16 protein-coding genes are annotated in these 17,137 nt (G+C 70.5%); 12 read left to right on the top strand and 4 right to left on the bottom strand.

The genetic code is table 11. The annotated features are described in order from the left end of the window. Positions 1-91: 91 nt before the first annotated feature. Entirely contained in the window at positions 92-1,135 is a 1,044-nt protein-coding gene (locus tag AS97_RS34685) for an Rv2578c family radical SAM protein (protein WP_086710695.1), read from the top strand. Between the two features lie 73 nt (positions 1,136-1,208). On the opposite strand, the gene AS97_RS34680 is transcribed toward AS97_RS34685, so the two are convergent. Then, positions 1,209-1,889 (bottom strand): PBS lyase, encoded by a 681-nt coding sequence (locus tag AS97_RS34680; RefSeq protein WP_059141920.1) that lies wholly within the window; start codon positions 1,887-1,889, stop codon positions 1,209-1,211. A 394-nt stretch (positions 1,890-2,283) separates the two neighbouring features. On the opposite strand from AS97_RS34680, the gene AS97_RS34675 reads away from it, so the two are divergent. From AS97_RS34675 to pssA, 10 genes are all read left to right on the top strand, one after another. Beyond that, on the top strand, positions 2,284-4,122 hold the full coding sequence (locus AS97_RS34675; protein ID WP_059141919.1) for a 3-hydroxyacyl-CoA dehydrogenase: 1,839 nt from the start codon (positions 2,284-2,286) through the stop codon (positions 4,120-4,122). Positions 4,123-4,237: 115 nt separating this feature from the next. Continuing rightward, on the top strand, positions 4,238-5,062 hold the full coding sequence (locus AS97_RS34670; protein ID WP_059141918.1) for a TetR family transcriptional regulator: 825 nt from the start codon (positions 4,238-4,240) through the stop codon (positions 5,060-5,062). Between the two features lie 310 nt (positions 5,063-5,372). Further along, entirely contained in the window at positions 5,373-5,588 is a 216-nt protein-coding gene (locus tag AS97_RS34665) for a hypothetical protein (RefSeq protein WP_247204581.1), read from the top strand. A 429-nt stretch (positions 5,589-6,017) separates the two neighbouring features. Next, a complete protein-coding gene (ccrA, locus tag AS97_RS34660) occupies positions 6,018-7,427 on the top strand; it encodes a crotonyl-CoA carboxylase/reductase (RefSeq protein ID WP_210566232.1) in 1,410 nt (469 codons plus the stop codon). Beyond that, entirely contained in the window at positions 7,427-9,445 is a 2,019-nt protein-coding gene (locus AS97_RS34655) for a protein meaA (RefSeq protein WP_125759110.1), read from the top strand. The genes ccrA and AS97_RS34655 overlap by 1 nt, the downstream gene beginning before the upstream one ends. After that, the gene (locus tag AS97_RS34650; protein ID WP_086709781.1) at positions 9,442-10,437 is read left to right on the top strand and encodes a CoA ester lyase; all 996 of its coding nucleotides are present in this window, start codon (positions 9,442-9,444) and stop codon (positions 10,435-10,437) included. Before AS97_RS34655 ends, AS97_RS34650 begins: the two co-directional genes overlap by 4 nt. Positions 10,438-10,440: 3 nt before the next feature. Further along, entirely contained in the window at positions 10,441-10,947 is a 507-nt protein-coding gene (locus tag AS97_RS34645) for a MaoC family dehydratase (RefSeq protein WP_210566231.1), read from the top strand. Between the two features lies 1 nt (position 10,948). Next, on the top strand, positions 10,949-12,151 hold the full coding sequence (locus AS97_RS34640) for an acyl-CoA dehydrogenase family protein (protein WP_210566230.1): 1,203 nt from the start codon (positions 10,949-10,951) through the stop codon (positions 12,149-12,151). Positions 12,152-12,331: 180 nt separating this feature from the next. Next, a complete protein-coding gene (locus AS97_RS34635; RefSeq protein ID WP_059141911.1) occupies positions 12,332-12,988 on the top strand; it encodes a phosphatidylserine decarboxylase in 657 nt (218 codons plus the stop codon). Then, entirely contained in the window at positions 12,975-13,835 is an 861-nt protein-coding gene (gene pssA / locus AS97_RS34630; protein WP_185929962.1) for a CDP-diacylglycerol--serine O-phosphatidyltransferase, read from the top strand. The genes AS97_RS34635 and pssA overlap by 14 nt, the downstream gene beginning before the upstream one ends. A 91-nt stretch (positions 13,836-13,926) precedes the next feature. On the opposite strand, the gene AS97_RS34625 is transcribed toward pssA, so the two are convergent. The 3 genes from AS97_RS34625 to AS97_RS34615 all read right to left on the bottom strand — a co-directional run bounded on the left by AS97_RS34625 (position 13,927) and on the right by AS97_RS34615 (position 15,778). Further along, positions 13,927-14,310 carry a hypothetical protein gene (locus AS97_RS34625; protein WP_210566229.1) on the bottom strand — a complete coding sequence of 128 codons (384 nt, stop codon included), beginning with the start codon at positions 14,308-14,310 and terminating at the stop codon, positions 13,927-13,929. Continuing rightward, positions 14,307-14,564, bottom strand: coding sequence for a hypothetical protein (locus AS97_RS34620; RefSeq protein WP_210567343.1), 258 nt, complete (start codon positions 14,562-14,564; stop codon positions 14,307-14,309). Before AS97_RS34620 ends, AS97_RS34625 begins: the two co-directional genes overlap by 4 nt. Positions 14,565-14,644: 80 nt before the next feature. Then, positions 14,645-15,778 carry a glycerate kinase gene (locus tag AS97_RS34615; RefSeq protein WP_210567342.1) on the bottom strand — a complete coding sequence of 378 codons (1,134 nt, stop codon included), beginning with the start codon at positions 15,776-15,778 and terminating at the stop codon, positions 14,645-14,647. A 252-nt stretch (positions 15,779-16,030) separates the two neighbouring features. On the opposite strand from AS97_RS34615, the gene AS97_RS34610 reads away from it, so the two are divergent. Continuing rightward, entirely contained in the window at positions 16,031-17,134 is a 1,104-nt protein-coding gene (locus AS97_RS34610; protein ID WP_210566228.1) for an ADP-ribosylglycohydrolase family protein, read from the top strand. Positions 17,135-17,137 lie beyond the last annotated feature (3 nt).

The raw sequence follows: 17,137 nt of genomic DNA, 5'->3' as shown, positions 1-17,137 counted from the left end.
CTCAAGGTCACCCGCCCAAATCGAGGGTTGACGAAAACCAATCAAACATGTGTTCTATTGTGGTAACGAGCGAGACCCGGAGGTGCCTGCGATGCGCTGGGACAACCTGACCCGAGACGACACGTCGGCCACCCCGGCCCTCTTCGCCGCGGACGCGGTGACCACCCGTACCTTCGACACCCCGGAGTTCCGCGGGATCACCTTCCACGAGATCCGGGCGCGTTCGGTCATCAACCGGGTGCCCGGGGCCTCCCGGATGCCCTTCGAGTGGACGGTGAACCCGTACCGGGGCTGCACTCACGCGTGTGTCTACTGCTTCGCGCGCAAGACGCACAGCTATCTCGACCTGGACACCGGGACCGGTTTCGACTCCCAGATCGTGGTGAAGACCAACGCGCCGGAGCTGCTCCGCCACGAGCTGGCCTCCCGCCGCTGGGCCGGTGAGCACATCGCCATGGGGACCAACGTGGACTGCTACCAGCGCGCCGAGGGCCGGTACCAGCTGATGCCCGGCATCCTTACGGCGCTCGTGGAGCGTGCCAACCCGTTCTCGATCCTCACCAAGGGCACACTGATCCTGCGCGATCTGGAGCTGCTGCGGCGGGCCTCACGCGTCACCGACATCGGCGTCTCGGTCTCGGTCGGCTTCACCGACGGCGAGCTGTGGCGCACCGTCGAGCCGGGCACGCCCTCGCCCGAGCGGCGCCTGGACGTCGTACGGACGCTGTCCTCCCACGGGATCCCGTGCGGCGTGCTGATGGCCCCGGTGATCCCCTTCCTCGGCGACTCCCCCGAGCAGTTGCGCGCCACCGTAAGGGCGATCGCTCAGGCCGGAGCCACCTCCGTGACCCCGCTGGTGCTCCATCTGCGCCCGGGCGCCCGCGAGTGGTTCACCACCTGGCTCACCCGCCACCACCCCCGGCTGCTGCGGCGGTACGACGCGCTGTACGAGGGCGGCTCCTACGCCCCGAAGTGGTATCAGCGGCGGATCACCGGGATGGTCCACGACTTCGCAGCCGAGTACGGCATCGGCCCGTACGCGGCGGGCGCGCACCGCAATGTGCCGGACGAGCCGGAGGAGCCGGACGCCCGGGCCGACTCACCGCCGGCGCCCGCCCAGCTGTCCCTGCTGTGAGCACGCGCGTGTGAGCATGCGCGCACCGCCGTGAGCACACGCACCTCCCGGCGGACGGTGTCCCCACTGTCCCTCACGGCACGCGCGCCTCACCCACCTTCTCCGCCGCGCCGCCCTTGCCCGCCGGCTCCGGGGCGCCCCCGCCCGTGACGGCGCCCTCGCCGGTGATGCGGGCCAGGGCGGCGGCGGCCGCCGCGCTGAGGCGTATGTGCCGGGCGGCGGCGGTCAGCGCCGGGATCGCGCGCTCGTCGCCGATCGCGCCCAGGCCCTCGACGCAGGCGCGGGCGATCGCCCAGTGGCGGTCACGGGCCGCCAACTGCCGTTCCAGCGCGGCGACCAGGGCCGGTACGGACTCGGCGGCCCGCAGCTCCACCAGCAGCCGGATGGGGTGCAGGGAGTACGCGGTGCGCAGCGGGTTGGTGGCCAGGGCGGCGGCCGCCCGCGCGGTGCGCGGATCGCCGAGGCGGGCCAGCACCCGGGCGGCGGTCGCACAGCGGGCCGGCTCACGGTAGTTGAGCAGGAGGACAAGGGTTTCGAAGGCCCGGCGGTCTCCTGCGCTGCCGAGCACGAAGGCGGCCGTCTCACGCGCCCACAGCGGCTGCTCCGGCGCGACCAGGATGCGGGCCAGCTGTTCGCGCGCGGCGGGGGTGCCCTGGCGTACGAGCGCGAGCAGCGAGGCATGGGCCGCCGTTTCCCGCGGGGTTGAGAGCGAGGCCCGTACCCGCTCCGTCAGCGTCCGGAATTCTTCGTCCATACGAGGTCTCCCCTCCCCGGTGGGCCGCGCGCGGGCACGGCCGCACTTTGAACTCTGGCATCTTGATTACCCGCGAGTTAATATGGCGACACGAGCAGCACCCCTGCTCCGGCGGCCTGGTGACGCAGCCGCCTTGTGTGACGTCGGTTCTGCAGTTCCAGAAAAGCGAGTACGGCATGGCCCCGGGACAGGGCCGGCCATGTGTCTCCCAAGGGCAGTTTCCTCCGTGCGGCGCTGTCCGTAAGGGAGCGTGCAAGCCCTTCCACCGGGGATTTGTGCCAACCGCGTCAGCCCCCCGCGCATGCGTGGCGTGAACGGCAGCAGTGGCATGGCACCAGCTCCCCTCAGTCGTCACTTCATCCCCGTCTACGGGGAACACCCTCTGGAGTCCGCGATGGACCGTCTCCCACACACCGGCGTCAGCACTACGTCCCCCTCTGATCTCTCCCCCTCCCGGGCCCCGCTCACTACTGTCGCCGTCGTCGGGCTCGGCACGATGGGCACCGGCATCGCCGAAATCCTGGCCCGGGCGGGCCGTGAGGTGATCGGCATCGACGTCAGCGAAGGCGCCTGCCGCCGAGCCGTCACCGCGCTCGAGGTCGCCACCGCCCGCGCCGTGCACCGCGAGCGGATCACCGAGCGGGAGCGCGCCGGGATCCTCGGCCGCTTCCGCGTCTCCACCGACCTGCGCGCCGCCGCCGACGCGGAGCTGGTGATCGAGGTGGTGCCCGAGGACTACGACACCAAGCACGAGGTCTTCGCCGAGCTGGACACTGTCATCAGCCCCACGGCGATCGTCGCGACCGGCACCAACGCGCTGTCGGTGACCCGGCTGGCCGCCGAATCCGCCCATCCGGAGCGGGTTCTGGGCCTGCACTTCTTCAATCCGGCGCCCGCGATGAAGCTCGTCGAGATCGTCTCCAGCGTGCTGACCGCCCCCGCGGCCGTCGAGGCGGTCACCGCCCTCGCCCGCGATCTGGGCAAGGAGCCGGTGGCACTCGGCGACCGGCCCGGATTCGTCGCCGACGGGCTGCTGTTCGGCTATCTCAACCAGGCCGCCGCGATGTACGAGGCCAAGTACGCGGCGCGGGAGGACATCGACGCCGCGATGCGGCTCGGCTGCGGGCTGCCGATGGGCCCGCTGGCCCTGCTCGACCTGATCGGCATCGACACCGCCCGCACCGTCCTGGAGGCCATGTACGCCGCCTCCGGCGACCGGCTGCACGCGCCCGCGCCGATCCTGGGGCAGCTCTCCGAGGCCGGTCTCACCGGCCGTAAGGCGGGCCGCGGCTTCTACACGTACGAGGCGCCGGGCAGCGCCGCCGTCGTTCCGGACGCCGCGACGGCCGAGGTGCGGCACTCCACGGAAGGGGCGCGTCCGGTGCGCGCCGTGGGGGTCGCCGGCTCGGGCACGATGGCCTCCGGGATCGCCGAGGTCTTCGCGAAGGCGGGCCTGGAGGTGGTGCTGGCCGGCCGGACCCTGGAGAAGGCCGAGCGGGCGAAGGCCCGCATAGGGAAATCCCTGGAAAGGTCGGTGTCCAAGGGGCGGATGACCAAGCAGGCCCGCGAGCAGGCGCTGGAGCGGATCACCGCGGCCGACGCACTCGACGCGTTCGCCGAGGTCGATCTCGCCGTGGAGGCGGTGGCCGAGGACCTGGTCGTCAAGCAGCAGCTCTTCAAGGTGCTCGACAAGGTCTGCAAACCGGGTGCGGTGCTGGCCACGACCACCTCCTCGCTGCCGGTCGTGGCCTGCGCACGCGCGACCTCCCGCCCGCAGGACGTGGTGGGCCTGCACTTCTTCAACCCGGCGCCCGCGATGAAGCTGGTCGAGGTGGTGCGCACCGTGCTGACCGCGGACGATGTGCGCGCGACCGCGCACGCGGTGTGCGCGGCGGTGGGCAAGCATCCGGTGGACTGCGGCGACCGGGCGGGCTTCATCGTGAACGCCCTGCTGTTCCCGTACCTCAACAACGCCGTGAAGATGGTGCAGGAGCACTACGCCACTCCGGACGCCATCGACGCCGCGATGAAGCTGGGCGGCGGCTATCCGATGGGCCCCTTCGAACTGCTCGATGTCGTGGGGCTCGATGTGTCGCTGGCCATCGAGCGGGTGCTGCACCGGGAGTTCCGTGAACCGGGCCTGGCGCCGGCGCCGCTGCTGGAGCATCTGGTGGCCGCGGGGTGCCTGGGGCGCAAGACCGGGCGCGGCTTCCGCGAGTATGCGAAGGTCTGAATTCTGCTCCGGGTGGGGCGGACCGTCTGAGTCCGGTTCCGGGTGGGGCGGGCTGCTGGAGCCTTCCGTCGGTCTGCCCCCGCACCGGCACTCACAAGCGTGTTACGTTCCCCACATGTCCCAGCCCGTGAAGGCCACACGTACGGAGCGTACGAAGCGATCCCCCTCATCCGGTGGCGGTGAGAGCGCGGGAAGTCGCCGCGCCGCGGCTCAACGTCTGTCCATGCGCCGCAAACTCGCGGCCGCGGCCATGGAGTTGTTCGCGACGCAGGGGTACGAGGCGACGACCGTCGATGAGATCGCGGCCAGGGCGGGAGTGGCCCGCCGCACCTTCTTCCGGCACTTCCGCTCCAAGGAAGAGGCGATCTTCCCGGACCACGACGACACGTTGGTGCGGGCGGCGGCGGTGCTGGACGCGGCACCTCCGCATGAGCACCCCCTGGACACCGTGTGCCGCGGGATCAAGGAGGTCATGCGGATGTACGCGGCCGCGCCGACCGTCTCCGTGGAGCGCTACCGGCTGACCCGTGAGGTACCGGCGCTGCGGGAGCGGGAGATCGCCTCGGTGGCCCGTTACGAGCGGCTGTTCACCCGCTATCTGCTGGGCCACTTCGACGAGGGCGCCCACCACGACGGCGACGACGATCCGCTGCTGGCCGAGGTCGCCGCGTCGGCCGTGGTCACAGCCCACAACCATGTGCTGCGGCGCTGGCTGCGGGCGGGTGGCCAGGGCGATGTGGAGACCCAGCTGGACCACGCCTTCGCGATCGTCCGCGAAACCTTCGGGAGCGGCATCGGCGCCCGCCCCCTTCCGTCCGGCAGCCGCCCCGCGGCGACGGTGTCGGCGACGGACGAGGACGAGGTGGTGGTGATGGTGGCGCGGACGGATGCGCCACTGGCCGAGGTGATGCGCACGATCAAGGAAGCGCTCAAGCGGTAGCTCTGGCAGGCGTCCGGAGGCGCCGGTCCGGGGCTCGCCTCCCGGGCCGGGTGACCCGCGTCATGGGCTGGGGTGCCCGCCCCTGTGGACGGTTCGGCACCGCCGGACTCCACCGCCGGACTCCACCGTCGGGCGTCTCGCCGTCTCGCCGTCGCGGCAGGGAGGAGGGGCGGGGTCCGCCCCCGCTCGCGGGCCCAGGGTCGGACACGGAGGGGCGGGGCCCGCCCCCACAGGCAGGTCCCGCCCCCGCCGGGCCTCGGGCCCGGCTCGGCGCCGGCCGCATGTGCTGGGCGCGGGCGACACCGGCGATGTGTCCGTGCCGGCCGAGGCCACGTACGCCGACGGCTCTACGGGCACGCTGACCATCCAGCTCACGGGCTGGATTCCGGGCCCGGCGTACGGCGAGACGGAGGCGGTGCGGACCAGCCGGATCCACACCCGCACCGGCCCGTTGGGCACCATGGCCGCGATCTTCCACCAGGTGGGGGAGCTGGACCCGGCAAGGAACGGTCGGCGATCACGCTGACCGCCCCCTCGGGCACCGCACGGGCCCATGTCTTCGCGCTCTCGCTGGAGAGGAACGACTGACGAGACGCGCCTCACCGACACCCACAGTGACGGCCGCCCCATCCCTGGGGCGGCCGTCACTGCTCATGTGTGCAGCCGAGATGACAACTGAGGGAATTTGTTGGCACGCAGTGTCTTGCGAGGTGGCACAGCGTGCCATACCGTGAGTGGAGTCCGGGCGGCCGGCGCACTGCCAACCTTCGTGCGCCGGCTGTCCCCGCAAACCGCTTTGTGCGCCCGGACAACGCCTGCGTCACCAGGCAACCGGCGCCACCCGCGCCGCATCGAGCACCACCTCCGCCGAACCGACGGCACCGCATCAGCATCACCCGTCACGAGCCCAGCGTTCCCTCAGGCGTCCCCCTTGGACGCCTCGCCGGAGGCACCGATGAACGAGATACTCGACGCGATCCTGGCGTCGGACACAGCACCCGAGGACTTCGCGGCACTGCGCATCCCCGAGTCGTACCGCGCGGTGACCGTGCGCAAGGACGAGGCCGAGATGTTCGCGGGCCTCACCACCCGGGAGAAGGACCCCCGCAAGTCGTTGCACGTGGACGAGGTGCCGGTGCCGGAGCTCGGCCCCGGAGAGGCACTCGTCGCCGTGATGGCCAGCTCGGTCAACTACAACTCCGTGTGGACCTCGATCTTCGAGCCGCTGCCGACCTTCGGTTTCCTGGAGCGGTACGGCAAGCTCTCCCCCCTGGCCAAGCGGCACGACCTGCCGTACCACATCATCGGCTCCGACCTCGCGGGCGTCGTGCTGCGCACCGGCCCCGGTGTGAACGCCTGGCAGCCGGGCGCCGAGGTGGTCGCGCACTGTCTGTCGGTCGAGCTGGAGAGCTCCGACGGCCACAACGACACCATGCTCGACCCCGAGCAGCGCATCTGGGGCTTCGAGACCAACTTCGGCGGGCTCGCCGAGATCGCCCTGGTCAAGTCCAACCAGCTGATGCCCAAGCCCAAGCATCTGAGCTGGGAGGAGGCGGCCGCCCCGGGCCTGGTCAACTCCACCGCCTACCGGCAGCTCGTCTCCCGTAACGGCGCCGGGATGAAGCAGGGCGACAACGTCCTGATCTGGGGCGCGAGCGGCGGGCTCGGCTCCTACGCCACCCAGTTCGCGCTGGCCGGCGGGGCCAACCCGATCTGCGTGGTCTCCTCGCCGCAGAAGGCCGAGATCTGCCGGCGGATGGGCGCCGAGGCGATCATCGACCGCACCGCCGAGGACTACGCGTTCTGGAAGGACGACGGCACCCAGGACCCGCGCGAGTGGAAGCGGTTCGGCAAGAAGATCCGCGAGCTGACCGGCGGCGAGGACGTGGACATCGTCTTCGAGCACCCGGGCCGGGAGACCTTCGGCGCGTCCGTCTATGTCACCCGTAAGGGCGGCACGATCGTCACGTGCGCCTCGACCTCCGGCTACACCCACGAGTACGACAACCGCTACCTGTGGATGCAGCTGAAGCGGATCATCGGCTCGCACTTCGCCAACTACCGCGAGGCGTGGGAGGCCAACCGCCTGATCGCCAAGGGCAAGATCCACCCGACGCTGTCCAAGACCTACCGTCTGGAGGACACCGGACAGGCCGCGTACGACGTCCACCGCAACCTCCACCAGGGCAAGGTCGGTGTGCTGTGCCTGGCCCCCGAGGAGGGCATGGGCGTGCGTGACCAGGCGATGCGCGAGCAGCACATCGACGGCATCAACCTGTTCCGTGACGACTCGTCGGAGCGGACCATCAGGCACAGCCGTGACGACTCGTCAGAACGGACCACCAAGCACAGCCGGGACATCTGATGAGTGGCACACCCCGCCCCAAGGACCGGCCCTGGCTGATGCGCACCTACGCCGGGCACTCCACCGCCGAGGCGTCCAACGAGCTGTACCGGCGCAACCTGGCCAAGGGCCAGACCGGGCTCTCGGTCGCCTTCGACCTGCCCACCCAGACCGGCTACGACCCCGACCACATCCTCGCCCGCGGCGAGGTGGGCCGGGTCGGGGTCCCGGTCTCCCATCTGGGCGACATGCGGCGGCTGTTCCAGGAGATCCCCCTGGAGCGGATGAACACCTCCATGACCATCAACGCGACCGCGATGTGGCTGCTGGCGCTGTATCAGGTCGTGGCGGAGGAGCACGGCGCGGACATCGGCAAGCTCCAGGGGACGACGCAGAACGACATCGTCAAGGAGTACCTCTCGCGCGGTACGCATGTCTTCCCGCCGGGCCCGAGCCTGCGGCTGACCACCGACATGATCGCGTACACGGTGAACCACATCCCCAAGTGGAACCCGATCAACATCTGCAGCTACCACCTGCAGGAGGCCGGGGCCACTCCGGTGCAGGAGATCGCCTTCGCGATGTCCACGGCAATCGCCGTCCTGGACGCGGTGTTCGCCTCCGGCCAGGTTCCCGAGGACCGTAAGGGCGACGTGGTGGCCCGGATCTCCTTCTTCGTGAACGCGGGCGTCCGCTTCATCGAGGAGATGTGCAAGATGCGCGCCTTCGGCCGCATCTGGGACCGGGTCACCCGTGAGCGGTACGGCATCGAGAACCCCAAGCACCGCCGGTTCCGCTACGGCGTCCAGGTGAACTCGCTCGGCCTGACCGAGGCCCAGCCGGAGAACAACGTCCAGCGCATCGTCCTGGAGATGCTGGCCGTCACCCTCTCCAAGGACGCCCGCGCCCGCGCCGTCCAGCTCCCGGCCTGGAACGAGGCGCTGGGCCTGCCCCGCCCCTGGGACCAGCAGTGGTCGCTGCGCATCCAGCAGGTCCTCGCCCTGGAGAGCGATCTGCTGGAGTACGACGACATCTTCGAGGGCTCCCATGTGATCGAGTCCAAGGTCGCCGCGCTGGTCGAGGCGACCGAGGCCGAGATCGAGCGGATCGAGAAGATGGGCGGGGCGATGGCCGCCGTCGAATCCGGCTACCTCAAGGCGCAGCTGGTGGCCTCCCACTCCGAGCGCCGGGCGCGGATCGAGGCGGGCGAAGAGAAGATCATCGGCGTCAACTGCTACGAGTCCACCGAGCCCAATCCGCTCACCGCCGATCTCGACACCGCGATCATGACGGTGGACCCGGAGAACGAGGCGCGGGTCGTCTCGGCCCTGCACGCCTGGCGCGAGCAGCGCGACGAGGGCCCCGCCCAGGAGGCCCTCACCGCCCTCCGTAAGGCCGCCGCGGGGACCGAGAACCTGATGCCGGCGACCCTGCGCTGCGCCCGCGCGGGCGTGACCACCGGGGAGTGGTCCTGGGCGCTGCGCGATGTCTTCGGCGAGTACCGCGCCCCCACCGGAGTCGGCGGCGCGCCCCTGGCGGTCGCCACGGAGGCAGGCTCCCTGCTGTCCACCGTCCGCGAGAAGGTCGAGAAGACGGCGGTCGAGCTCGGCGGCGGCAGGCTGCGGCTGCTGGTCGGCAAGCCCGGTCTGGACGGGCACAGCAACGGCGCCGAGCAGATCGCCGTACGGGCCAGGGACGCCGGTTTCGAGGTGGTCTACCAGGGGATCCGGCTCACCCCCGAGCAGATCGTCTCGGCGGCCGTGGCCGAGGATGTGCACTGCGTCGGGCTGTCCATCCTGTCCGGTTCGCATGCCGAGCTGGTGCCGGACGTCCTGGAGCGGCTGCGCGACGCGGGTGCCCCGGAGATCCCCGTCATCGTGGGCGGGATCATCCCGGCCACGGACGCGGCCGCGCTGCGCGCCGCGGGTGTCGCCGCCGTTTTCACCCCCAAGGACTTCGGCATCACGGAGATCATCGGCCGTATCGTCGATGAGATCCGCGCCGCGAACACGCTTCCCCCTCTGGAGGTTCTCGTATGACCGCCCCCGACCGCGCAGATTCCCGCCCGTCGCCCGCCACCGCCGTCAGTCGACCCCGCCGCTCCTGCCTGGCCGTCCCCGGCTCCAATCCGCGCTTCCTGGAGAAGGCCCAGGGGCTCGCGGCCGACCAGGTCTTCCTGGACCTGGAGGACGCCTGTGCGCCGCTGGCCAAGGAGGACGCCCGGCACACCATCGTCAAGGCGCTGAACGAGGGCGACTGGACCGGTAAGACCCGGGTGGTGCGGGTCAACGACTGGACCACCCACTGGACGTACCGGGACGTCATCACGGTCGTCGAGGGCGCGGGCCCCAACCTGGACTGCATCATGCTGCCCAAGGTGCAGGACGCCCAGCAGGTGATCGCGCTGGACCTGCTGCTCACCCAGATCGAGAAGACGATGGGCTTCGAGGTCGGGCGGATCGGCATCGAGGCGCAGATCGAGAACGCCAAGGGCCTGGTCAACGTGGACGAGATCGCGGGCGCCTCGTCGCGTCTGGAGACCATCGTCTTCGGCCCGGCCGACTTCATGGCGTCCATCAACATGAAGTCGCTGGTCGTGGGCGAGCAGCCGCCCGGCTATCCGGCGGACGCCTATCACTACATCCTGATGCGGATCCTGATGGCGGCCCGCACCCATGACCTCCAGGCGATCGACGGCCCCTACCTCCAGATCCGGAACGTGGACGGCTTCCGCGAGGTGGCGGGGCGCGCGGCCGCCCTGGGCTACGACGGCAAGTGGGTGCTGCACCCCGGCCAGGTGGAGGCGGCCAACGAGGTCTTCTCGCCGTCCCAGGAGGACTACGACCACGCCGAGCTGATCCTGGACGCCTATGACTACTGCACCTCGGCGGAGGGCGGCATGAAGGGCTCGGCGATGCTCGGCGACGAGATGATCGACGAGGCCAGCCGCAAGATGGCCCTGGTCGTCGCGGGCAAGGGCCGCGCGGCCGGGATGACCCGTACGTCCACCTTCCAGCCCCCGGAGGCATGAGCCATGCAGTTCGGCCGTACCTATGAGGAGTTCACGGTGGGCGACGTCTACCGGCACTGGCCGGGGAAGACGGTCACCGAGTACGACGACCACCTTTTCTGTCTGCTCACCATGAACCACCACCCACTGCACATGGACAGCAACTACGCCGAGAAGACGACCGATTTCGGCAAGAACGTGGTGGTCGGGAACTACATCTACTCACTGCTCCTGGGGATGTCCGTCCCCGATGTCTCCGGAAAGGCCATCGCCAATCTGGAGGTCGAGTCGCTACGGCATGTCGCACCCACCTTCCACGGCGACACGATCTACGGCGAGACGACAGTCCTCGACAAGACACCGTCGAAGTCCAAGACGGACCGGGGCATCGTGCATGTGGAGACCAGGGGCTACAAGCAGGACTCCACCCTGGTCTGCGTCTTCCGGCGCAAGGTGATGGTGCCGACCGCCACGTACATCAAGGAGCGGGGCGGCGAGCAGCCGGGCCGCCCGGAGCTGGGAGAGCAGTGACATGAGCCGCCTGGCGCAGACCGAGGGCCTGACCGACATCCAGCGGGAGATTCTCTCCACGGTCAGGGATTTTGTCGACAAGGAGATCCTGCCGGTCGCGACGGAACTGGAACATCGCGATGAATATCCGACCGCGATCGTCGAGGGGCTGAAGGAGCTCGGCGTCTTCGGGCTGACGATCCCGGAGGAATACGGCGGCCTGGGTGAGTCACTGCTCACTTACGCACTGTGCGTGGAGGAGATCGCACGCGGCTGGATGAGCGTCTCGGGCATCATCAACACCCACTTCATCGTGGCCTACATGCTCAAGCAGCACGGCACCGAGGAACAGAAGGAGTATTTCCTTCCCAAGATGGCGCTGGGCGAGATCCGGGGCGCCTTCTCGATGTCGGAGCCGGGGCTGGGCTCGGATGTGTCGGCCATCACCAGCAAGGCGGTTCAGGACGGCGACGAGTACGTCCTGAACGGGCAGAAGATGTGGCTGACCAACGGCGGCACCTCCACTCTGGTGGCGGTTCTGTGCCGGACCGGCGACGCCCATGAGGGGGTCGCGCCGCACAAGGCGATGACCACCTTCCTGATCGAGAAGGAGCCGGGCTTCGGCGAGGTCCGGCCCGGTCTGACCATCCCCGGCAAGATCGACAAGATGGGCTACAAGGGCGTTGACACCACCGAGCTCATCATGGACGGACTGCGCATTCCGGCCGATCGAGTGCTCGGCGGGATGCCGAACCGAGGTTTTTACCAAATGATGGACGGAGTCGAGGTCGGCCGGGTGAATGTCGCCGCCCGCGGCTGCGGTGTGGCACAGCGCGCTTTCGAGCTGGGCGTTGCCTACGCACAGCAGCGGCATACCTTCGGCAAGCCGATCGCGCAGCACCAGGCCATCCAGTTCAAACTGGCCGAAATGGGAACAAAGGTCGAGGCGGCCCATGCGATGATGGTCAATGCGGCCCGGAAGAAGGATTCCGGCGCGCGCAACGACCTCGAGGCGGGAATGGCCAAGTACCTCGCGTCGGAGTACTGCAAAGAGGTCGTGGAGGACGCCTTCCGCATCCACGGCGGGTACGGCTTCTCCAAGGAATACGAGATCGAGCGCCTCTACCGAGAGGCACCGATGCTTCTCATCGGCGAAGGTACCGCTGAGATCCAGAAAATGATTATTGGACGGAGACTCCTGGAGGAATACCGAACCCAAGACTGAACGTCCCTTTTGGGGTGGTATCCGAGAGAAGAAGGTCACACCGCGCCGCGGGTCTTCGGTCACTGACCAGCCACCGACAGGCCCCGGCGCTTGCCCAGTTACCGCTCGCAACCGATACCATCCGGGAAAGCCGCCGTCCCCAGTCTTGCGTCGCGGCATCCTCCGCTACGAAGGTCATCCATGCCCCACAGCCAATCCTCTGCACAACGCGACAGCCCGTTCGGTGTACGCCTCGCGCGCGGAGCATCGCCGTGGCTCCTCCCGACCGTCGCCACCGCGGCGGTCAGTCTTGCTCGGGCCCGCCGCTCCGGACGCTGGGCGGCGGTCGCCGTGCCCGCCACCGCGCTCGCGGCGGGCATGCTGTGGTTCTTCCGCGACCCCGAGAGAGAGATCACGCAAGGCCGTGTGATCTCGCCCGCCGACGGTGTGGTGCAGAGCATCATGCCGTGGAAGGACGGGCGCACCCGCGTCGCCATCTTCATGAGCCCGCTCAATGTTCACGTCAACCGCGCCCCGCTGGCCGGCACCGTGACCTCCGTGGAACACATCCCCGGCGGCTTCGTTCCCGCGTTCAACAAGGAGAGCGAGAACAACGAGCGGGTCGTCTGGCACTTCGACACCGAGCTCGGCGACATCGAGATGGTCCAGATCGCCGGTGCGGTCGCCCGGCGTATCGTGCCGTATGTGCCACAGGGCACGAAGGTCGAGCAGGGTGAGCGGATCGGTCTCATCCGCTTCGGCTCGCGGGTCGACATCTACCTCCCCGAGGGTGTCGATGTCGCGGTCGAGGTCGGCCAGGCCACCACCGCGGGGGTGACACGCCTTGACCGTGATTGATCCCGACACACAGGCCGCCTGGGTCCCCGAGGCCGAGGTGGACGCCGTCGACGAGACGGACGACATGCCGCTGTCGACGCGACTGTCGATAGCCGACACGCTGACCCTGGGCAACGCCACCTGTGGCTTCCTGGCGGTCTACTTCACCACCACCGGCGTCCTCATCCCGCACCTGACGGGCAGCGAGGACGGCGGGATGACCCGGCACAGCGCGGCATCCGCCGTGATGCTGATGCTGCTCGCCTCCGTCTTCGACCTCTTCGACGGACTGGTCGCGCGGAAGCTGCGCAGCTCGGCGATGGGCGCGGAGCTGGACAACCTCTCCGACCTGATCAGCTTCGGGCTGGCACCCGCGTACTTCGTCCTCGTCTGGGGCATGGTCTCCGACGACGCGTATCAGCGGGTCTCGGTGGTGGGCGCGATCGTGGTGCTGCTGGCGGTGGTGCTACGGCTTGCGAGATTCTCCTGTGTCACGCTGCGTGACGGAGTCTTCCAGGGCATGCCGAGCCCCTTCGGCGCGCTGACGGTGGTCTCGGTGGTCCTGCTGGGCCTGCCGTTCGTGCCGACGCTGCTCGCGATCATCGGCGTCGCCTGGCTGATGGTGAGCCGGGTGGAGTACCCGAAGCCGCGCGGCCGGCTCGCGGTGGCCATGCTCGGCTGGATCGTCACCAGCATGGCGCTGCTGGCGGCCTGGGCCTTCGAGGCCCCCGGCGGCGAGCTGCTGCTCCAGTCGGCCTGCGCCCTGCAGGTCGTCATGGGCGCGGTGATCCCCCTCTTCGCCACGGCCCGCCGGGTGAACGCCTTCCGCGACAACCGCCGCGAGGCGCGGGCAGCGCAGCTGCCGTAGCGGCCGGCAGGCCGCCCGTCCTTCGACGGAAAAGCCGTGGGGCCCGAGCTACCCGCTCGGGCCCCACGGCTTTTTCTGGTTACGGCCGGGGTTACGGCCCCACCTCGAGGATGCGCACCGATCGCCCTTTCCACTCGTCCGCCGCAGCCGTCGCGACCACCGCCCCGGCAGGGCGCTCAGGGGTCGGCTGGGCCACGTACGCGGTGTGGGCAGCCGCCCATCCGGCGGCGTCGCGTGCCACCGCCAAAGCGGCAGGCAGGTCGAGGTCGAGGACGGTGAGGCTGGGCAGCGCGGCGATGTGCTCCGCCGTTCCGGGACGGGCCCGGTCGGCCTCCACAAGGGCACAGGCCGGAGCGTAGAGGAACCAGCCCGGCTCGGCGTGAGCACGGTGGATCAGACGGGAGAGCAGGACATTGCCTCGTCCGGCGGCCACCATGGCGGTGTCGTCCAGCACGATGTGCAGAGCTTCGGTCACCGGGCGTCCGCCTCGGCCAGACGACGATCCAGGTCGGCGTCCAGGGCCGCGATTTCGGCTTCGCTGGGGTTGTACCCGTTCCACTCCTGCAACACGGCGCGAGCCCGCTCAGCCCGCTCGGCCCGCTCGGCCGGGGTGAGCAGGGTGTCGGCGAGGCGGGCCAGATACGCCCGCAGGGAAAGCCCCTCCGAAGCCGCTATCTCGGCCAGCCGGTCTCGTGCCTCGGTGGGAATGCGGACGTTGGCGTCGGCCATGGCAAGGCTCCCTCCACTCATGACACCAGGGTACGGGTACGCACCCGTACCCGTACCCGAATTCGGTAGATACGCCGAAGTCAGCCGAGAAAGTCCGCCGCCAGGCGTTCTGCCGCGCGTTCCAGCAGGGGGCCGGCTTCGGCGATGCAGCGGACCGGGTCCGGTTCCAGGTCGGTGAGGGGATAGGCGCGGCGGATGCCCGCGTTGCCCAGGGCCACCGGGGCGAGGGCCAGGCGGCCGCAGACCGCGACCACCTCGATGCCCCGCGCCCGGGCCGCCGCCGCGACGCCCGCCGGGGCCTTGCCGTGCAGGGTCTGCTCGTCCAGCGAGCCCTCCCCCGTGATCACCAGGTCCGCGCCCTCCAGTGCGGCGGGGAAGCCGAGGACGTCGAGCATCACCTCGATGCCGGGGCGGAAGGCCGCGCCCAGGCCGACGAGGGCGCCGAAGCCGATGCCGCCCGCCGCGCCCGCGCCGGGCGCGAGGGCGTACTCGGCGGCCGAGGCCCCGACCGCGCGCTCCAGGACGCGTACGTAGTGGGCGAGGGCGGCATCCAGGGCCGCCACATCGTCCTCGCCCGCGCCCTTCTGCGGGCCGTAGACCGCCGCCGCGCCCTTCGGACCGGTCAGGGGGTTGTCGACATCGCTGGCCAGGACGGTCTCGGTGTCGGCCAGGCGCGGGTCGAGGCCGGACAGATCTGCCGTGGCGAGGTCGCGCAGCGGGCCCCCGCCCGGCCCCACGGGCGTACCGTCCTCGCGCAGGAAGCGCGCGCCGAGCGCGCTGAGCATCCCCGCGCCGCCGTCCGTCGTGGCGCTGCCGCCGACGCCGAAGACGATCGTGCGAGCGCCCGCGTCGAGCGCCGCGCGCAGCAGCTCGCCGCTGCCGTACGTGGTCGCGGTGAGCGGCGCGAAGACCCCGTGCGGCAGATAGCGCAGCCCGGACGCCTCGGCCATCTCCACCACGGCCGTGGTCCCGCGCAGCGCGTACGCCGCCGTCACCGGCGCGCCCAGCGGCCCGGTGACCCGCGCCTCGCGCCGTTCGAACCCGGCCGCGACCGCCGCGTCCACCGTGCCGTCCCCGCCGTCGGCGACGGGCAGCGCCGCGATCCGGAGTCCCTCGCCGCCCTGGGGCGCGCCGCGGCGCAGCCCCGCCGTGACGCGCTCGGCGACCTCCACCGCCGTGAGCGAGCCCTTGAACTTGTCCGCGGCGATCAGCACCCGCTTCGGAGGCGTCGCCTGCCCCTCCGCCCACGTCTTGGTCTCGGTCTGCGTCTCGGTCTGCGTCTCGGTCTTGGTCTCTGTCGCGGCCTCTGCCTTCGAAGCGCCCGTAGCGCGCATGGCGCTCGAAGTCTCCGTCGAAGCGTCCGTCACCTTGGTAACTCCTCGCATTCGTACAGGCGGTCGCGCCGCTGTGACCCTATCCGGCGCCGACTCACCGGTACACCCACCTCATATGGGTACACCTGACCCATGGCCCTCAGCGGGAGCGCACTCGCGGACCGGATCCACGGCGGCTGGCTCGGCCGGATCGCCGGGAACATGCTCGGCAAGCCCATCCAAAACGGCGACCTCCCCCAGCTACCGCTGGGAGGTGCCCCCTGGACCCGCGACCGCATCGACCGGTATCTGCGCCGCGCCGACGCCCTGCCGCTGACCGGCTACCTCCCCGCGCTGGAGCCGCCGCCCGATCCGGTGGAGTTCGCGTTGCGCCCCGAGTGGCAGAGCTGCGTCCGCGGCCGGATCCACGGCAGCTGCCGTGACGACGACGTGGACTACTCCGTCCTCGGTCTGCACCTGCTGGAGACCCACGGCCCCGGCTTCACCACCGAGCAGGTCGGCGAGGTGTGGCTGCTGCGGCTGCCGTATCTGCAGACCTTCGCCGCCGAGCGGGCCGCCTACCGCAACCTCACGGCCGGGGTGAAGCCGCCGCTCAGCGCGACCCTCGACAACCCCTACCAGGAGTGGATCGGCGCCCTGATCCGCGCCGACGTCCACGGCTGGGTCAACCCCGGCGATCCGCACCGGGCCGCCGCGATGGCCCGCCGGGACGCCGTCCTCTCCCACACCGGCAACGGGGTGTACGGGGCGATGTGGGCGGCCGCGCTGATCGCGGCCGCGTTCACGGCGGACGGTCCGCGCGCCGCCGTCTCGAGCGCCCTGGACCGGATCCCGGGGCGTTGCCGACTGGCTCGTACGGTGCGCCGGGCCGCGTCCCTGCACGCCGCGGGCGTGGCGTGGGCGGACGCGCTCGCCCAGCTGGAGCAGGAGACCGCCGGGCTGCCCTGGATCCATGTGGTCCCCAACGCCGCCGTTCTCACGGCGGGGCTGCTCTACGGCGCGGGCGACTTCACGACGACGATCGCCCTGACGGTGCGCGGCGGCCTGGACACCGACTCCAACGGCGCCACGGCCGGGTCGGTCGCGGGGGTGCTGTGCGGCGCGGCCGCCATCCCGCCGCAGTGGACCGAGCCGCTGGAGGACCGGGTGCGCAGCGCCGTCTTCGGCTTCGACGGCGCCCGCATCAGCGACCTGGCGGCCCGCACCCACCGGCTGGCGGTCTCGGCGGGGCGCTAGGCG

Origin of the sequence: Streptomyces sp. AgN23 (genome assembly GCF_001598115.1) — a bacterium.
Taxonomy (GTDB): Bacteria; Actinomycetota; Actinomycetes; order Streptomycetales; family Streptomycetaceae; genus Streptomyces; species Streptomyces antimycoticus.
The sequence above is the reverse complement of the archived record's forward strand: the minus strand, read 5'-3'. Positions and strand labels throughout refer to the sequence as shown.

What these genes read in the sequence shown, in the direction of transcription:
- AS97_RS34685 (WP_086710695.1), top strand. Translation starts at nt 92, where the DNA reads ATGCGCTGGGACAACCTGACCCGAGACGACACGTCGGCCACCCCGGCC.
- AS97_RS34680 (WP_059141920.1), bottom strand. Translation starts at nt 1,889, where the DNA reads ATGGACGAAGAATTCCGGACGCTGACGGAGCGGGTACGGGCCTCGCTC.
- AS97_RS34675 (WP_059141919.1), top strand. Translation starts at nt 2,284, where the DNA reads ATGGACCGTCTCCCACACACCGGCGTCAGCACTACGTCCCCCTCTGAT.
- AS97_RS34670 (WP_059141918.1), top strand. Translation starts at nt 4,238, where the DNA reads ATGTCCCAGCCCGTGAAGGCCACACGTACGGAGCGTACGAAGCGATCC.
- ccrA (WP_210566232.1), top strand. Translation starts at nt 6,018, where the DNA reads ATGAACGAGATACTCGACGCGATCCTGGCGTCGGACACAGCACCCGAG.
- AS97_RS34655 (WP_125759110.1), top strand. Translation starts at nt 7,427, where the DNA reads ATGAGTGGCACACCCCGCCCCAAGGACCGGCCCTGGCTGATGCGCACC.
- AS97_RS34650 (WP_086709781.1), top strand. Translation starts at nt 9,442, where the DNA reads ATGACCGCCCCCGACCGCGCAGATTCCCGCCCGTCGCCCGCCACCGCC.
- AS97_RS34645 (WP_210566231.1), top strand. Translation starts at nt 10,441, where the DNA reads ATGCAGTTCGGCCGTACCTATGAGGAGTTCACGGTGGGCGACGTCTAC.
- AS97_RS34640 (WP_210566230.1), top strand. Translation starts at nt 10,949, where the DNA reads ATGAGCCGCCTGGCGCAGACCGAGGGCCTGACCGACATCCAGCGGGAG.
- AS97_RS34635 (WP_059141911.1), top strand. Translation starts at nt 12,332, where the DNA reads ATGCCCCACAGCCAATCCTCTGCACAACGCGACAGCCCGTTCGGTGTA.
- AS97_RS34620 (WP_210567343.1), bottom strand. Translation starts at nt 14,564, where the DNA reads ATGGCCGACGCCAACGTCCGCATTCCCACCGAGGCACGAGACCGGCTG.
- AS97_RS34610 (WP_210566228.1), top strand. Translation starts at nt 16,031, where the DNA reads ATGGCCCTCAGCGGGAGCGCACTCGCGGACCGGATCCACGGCGGCTGG.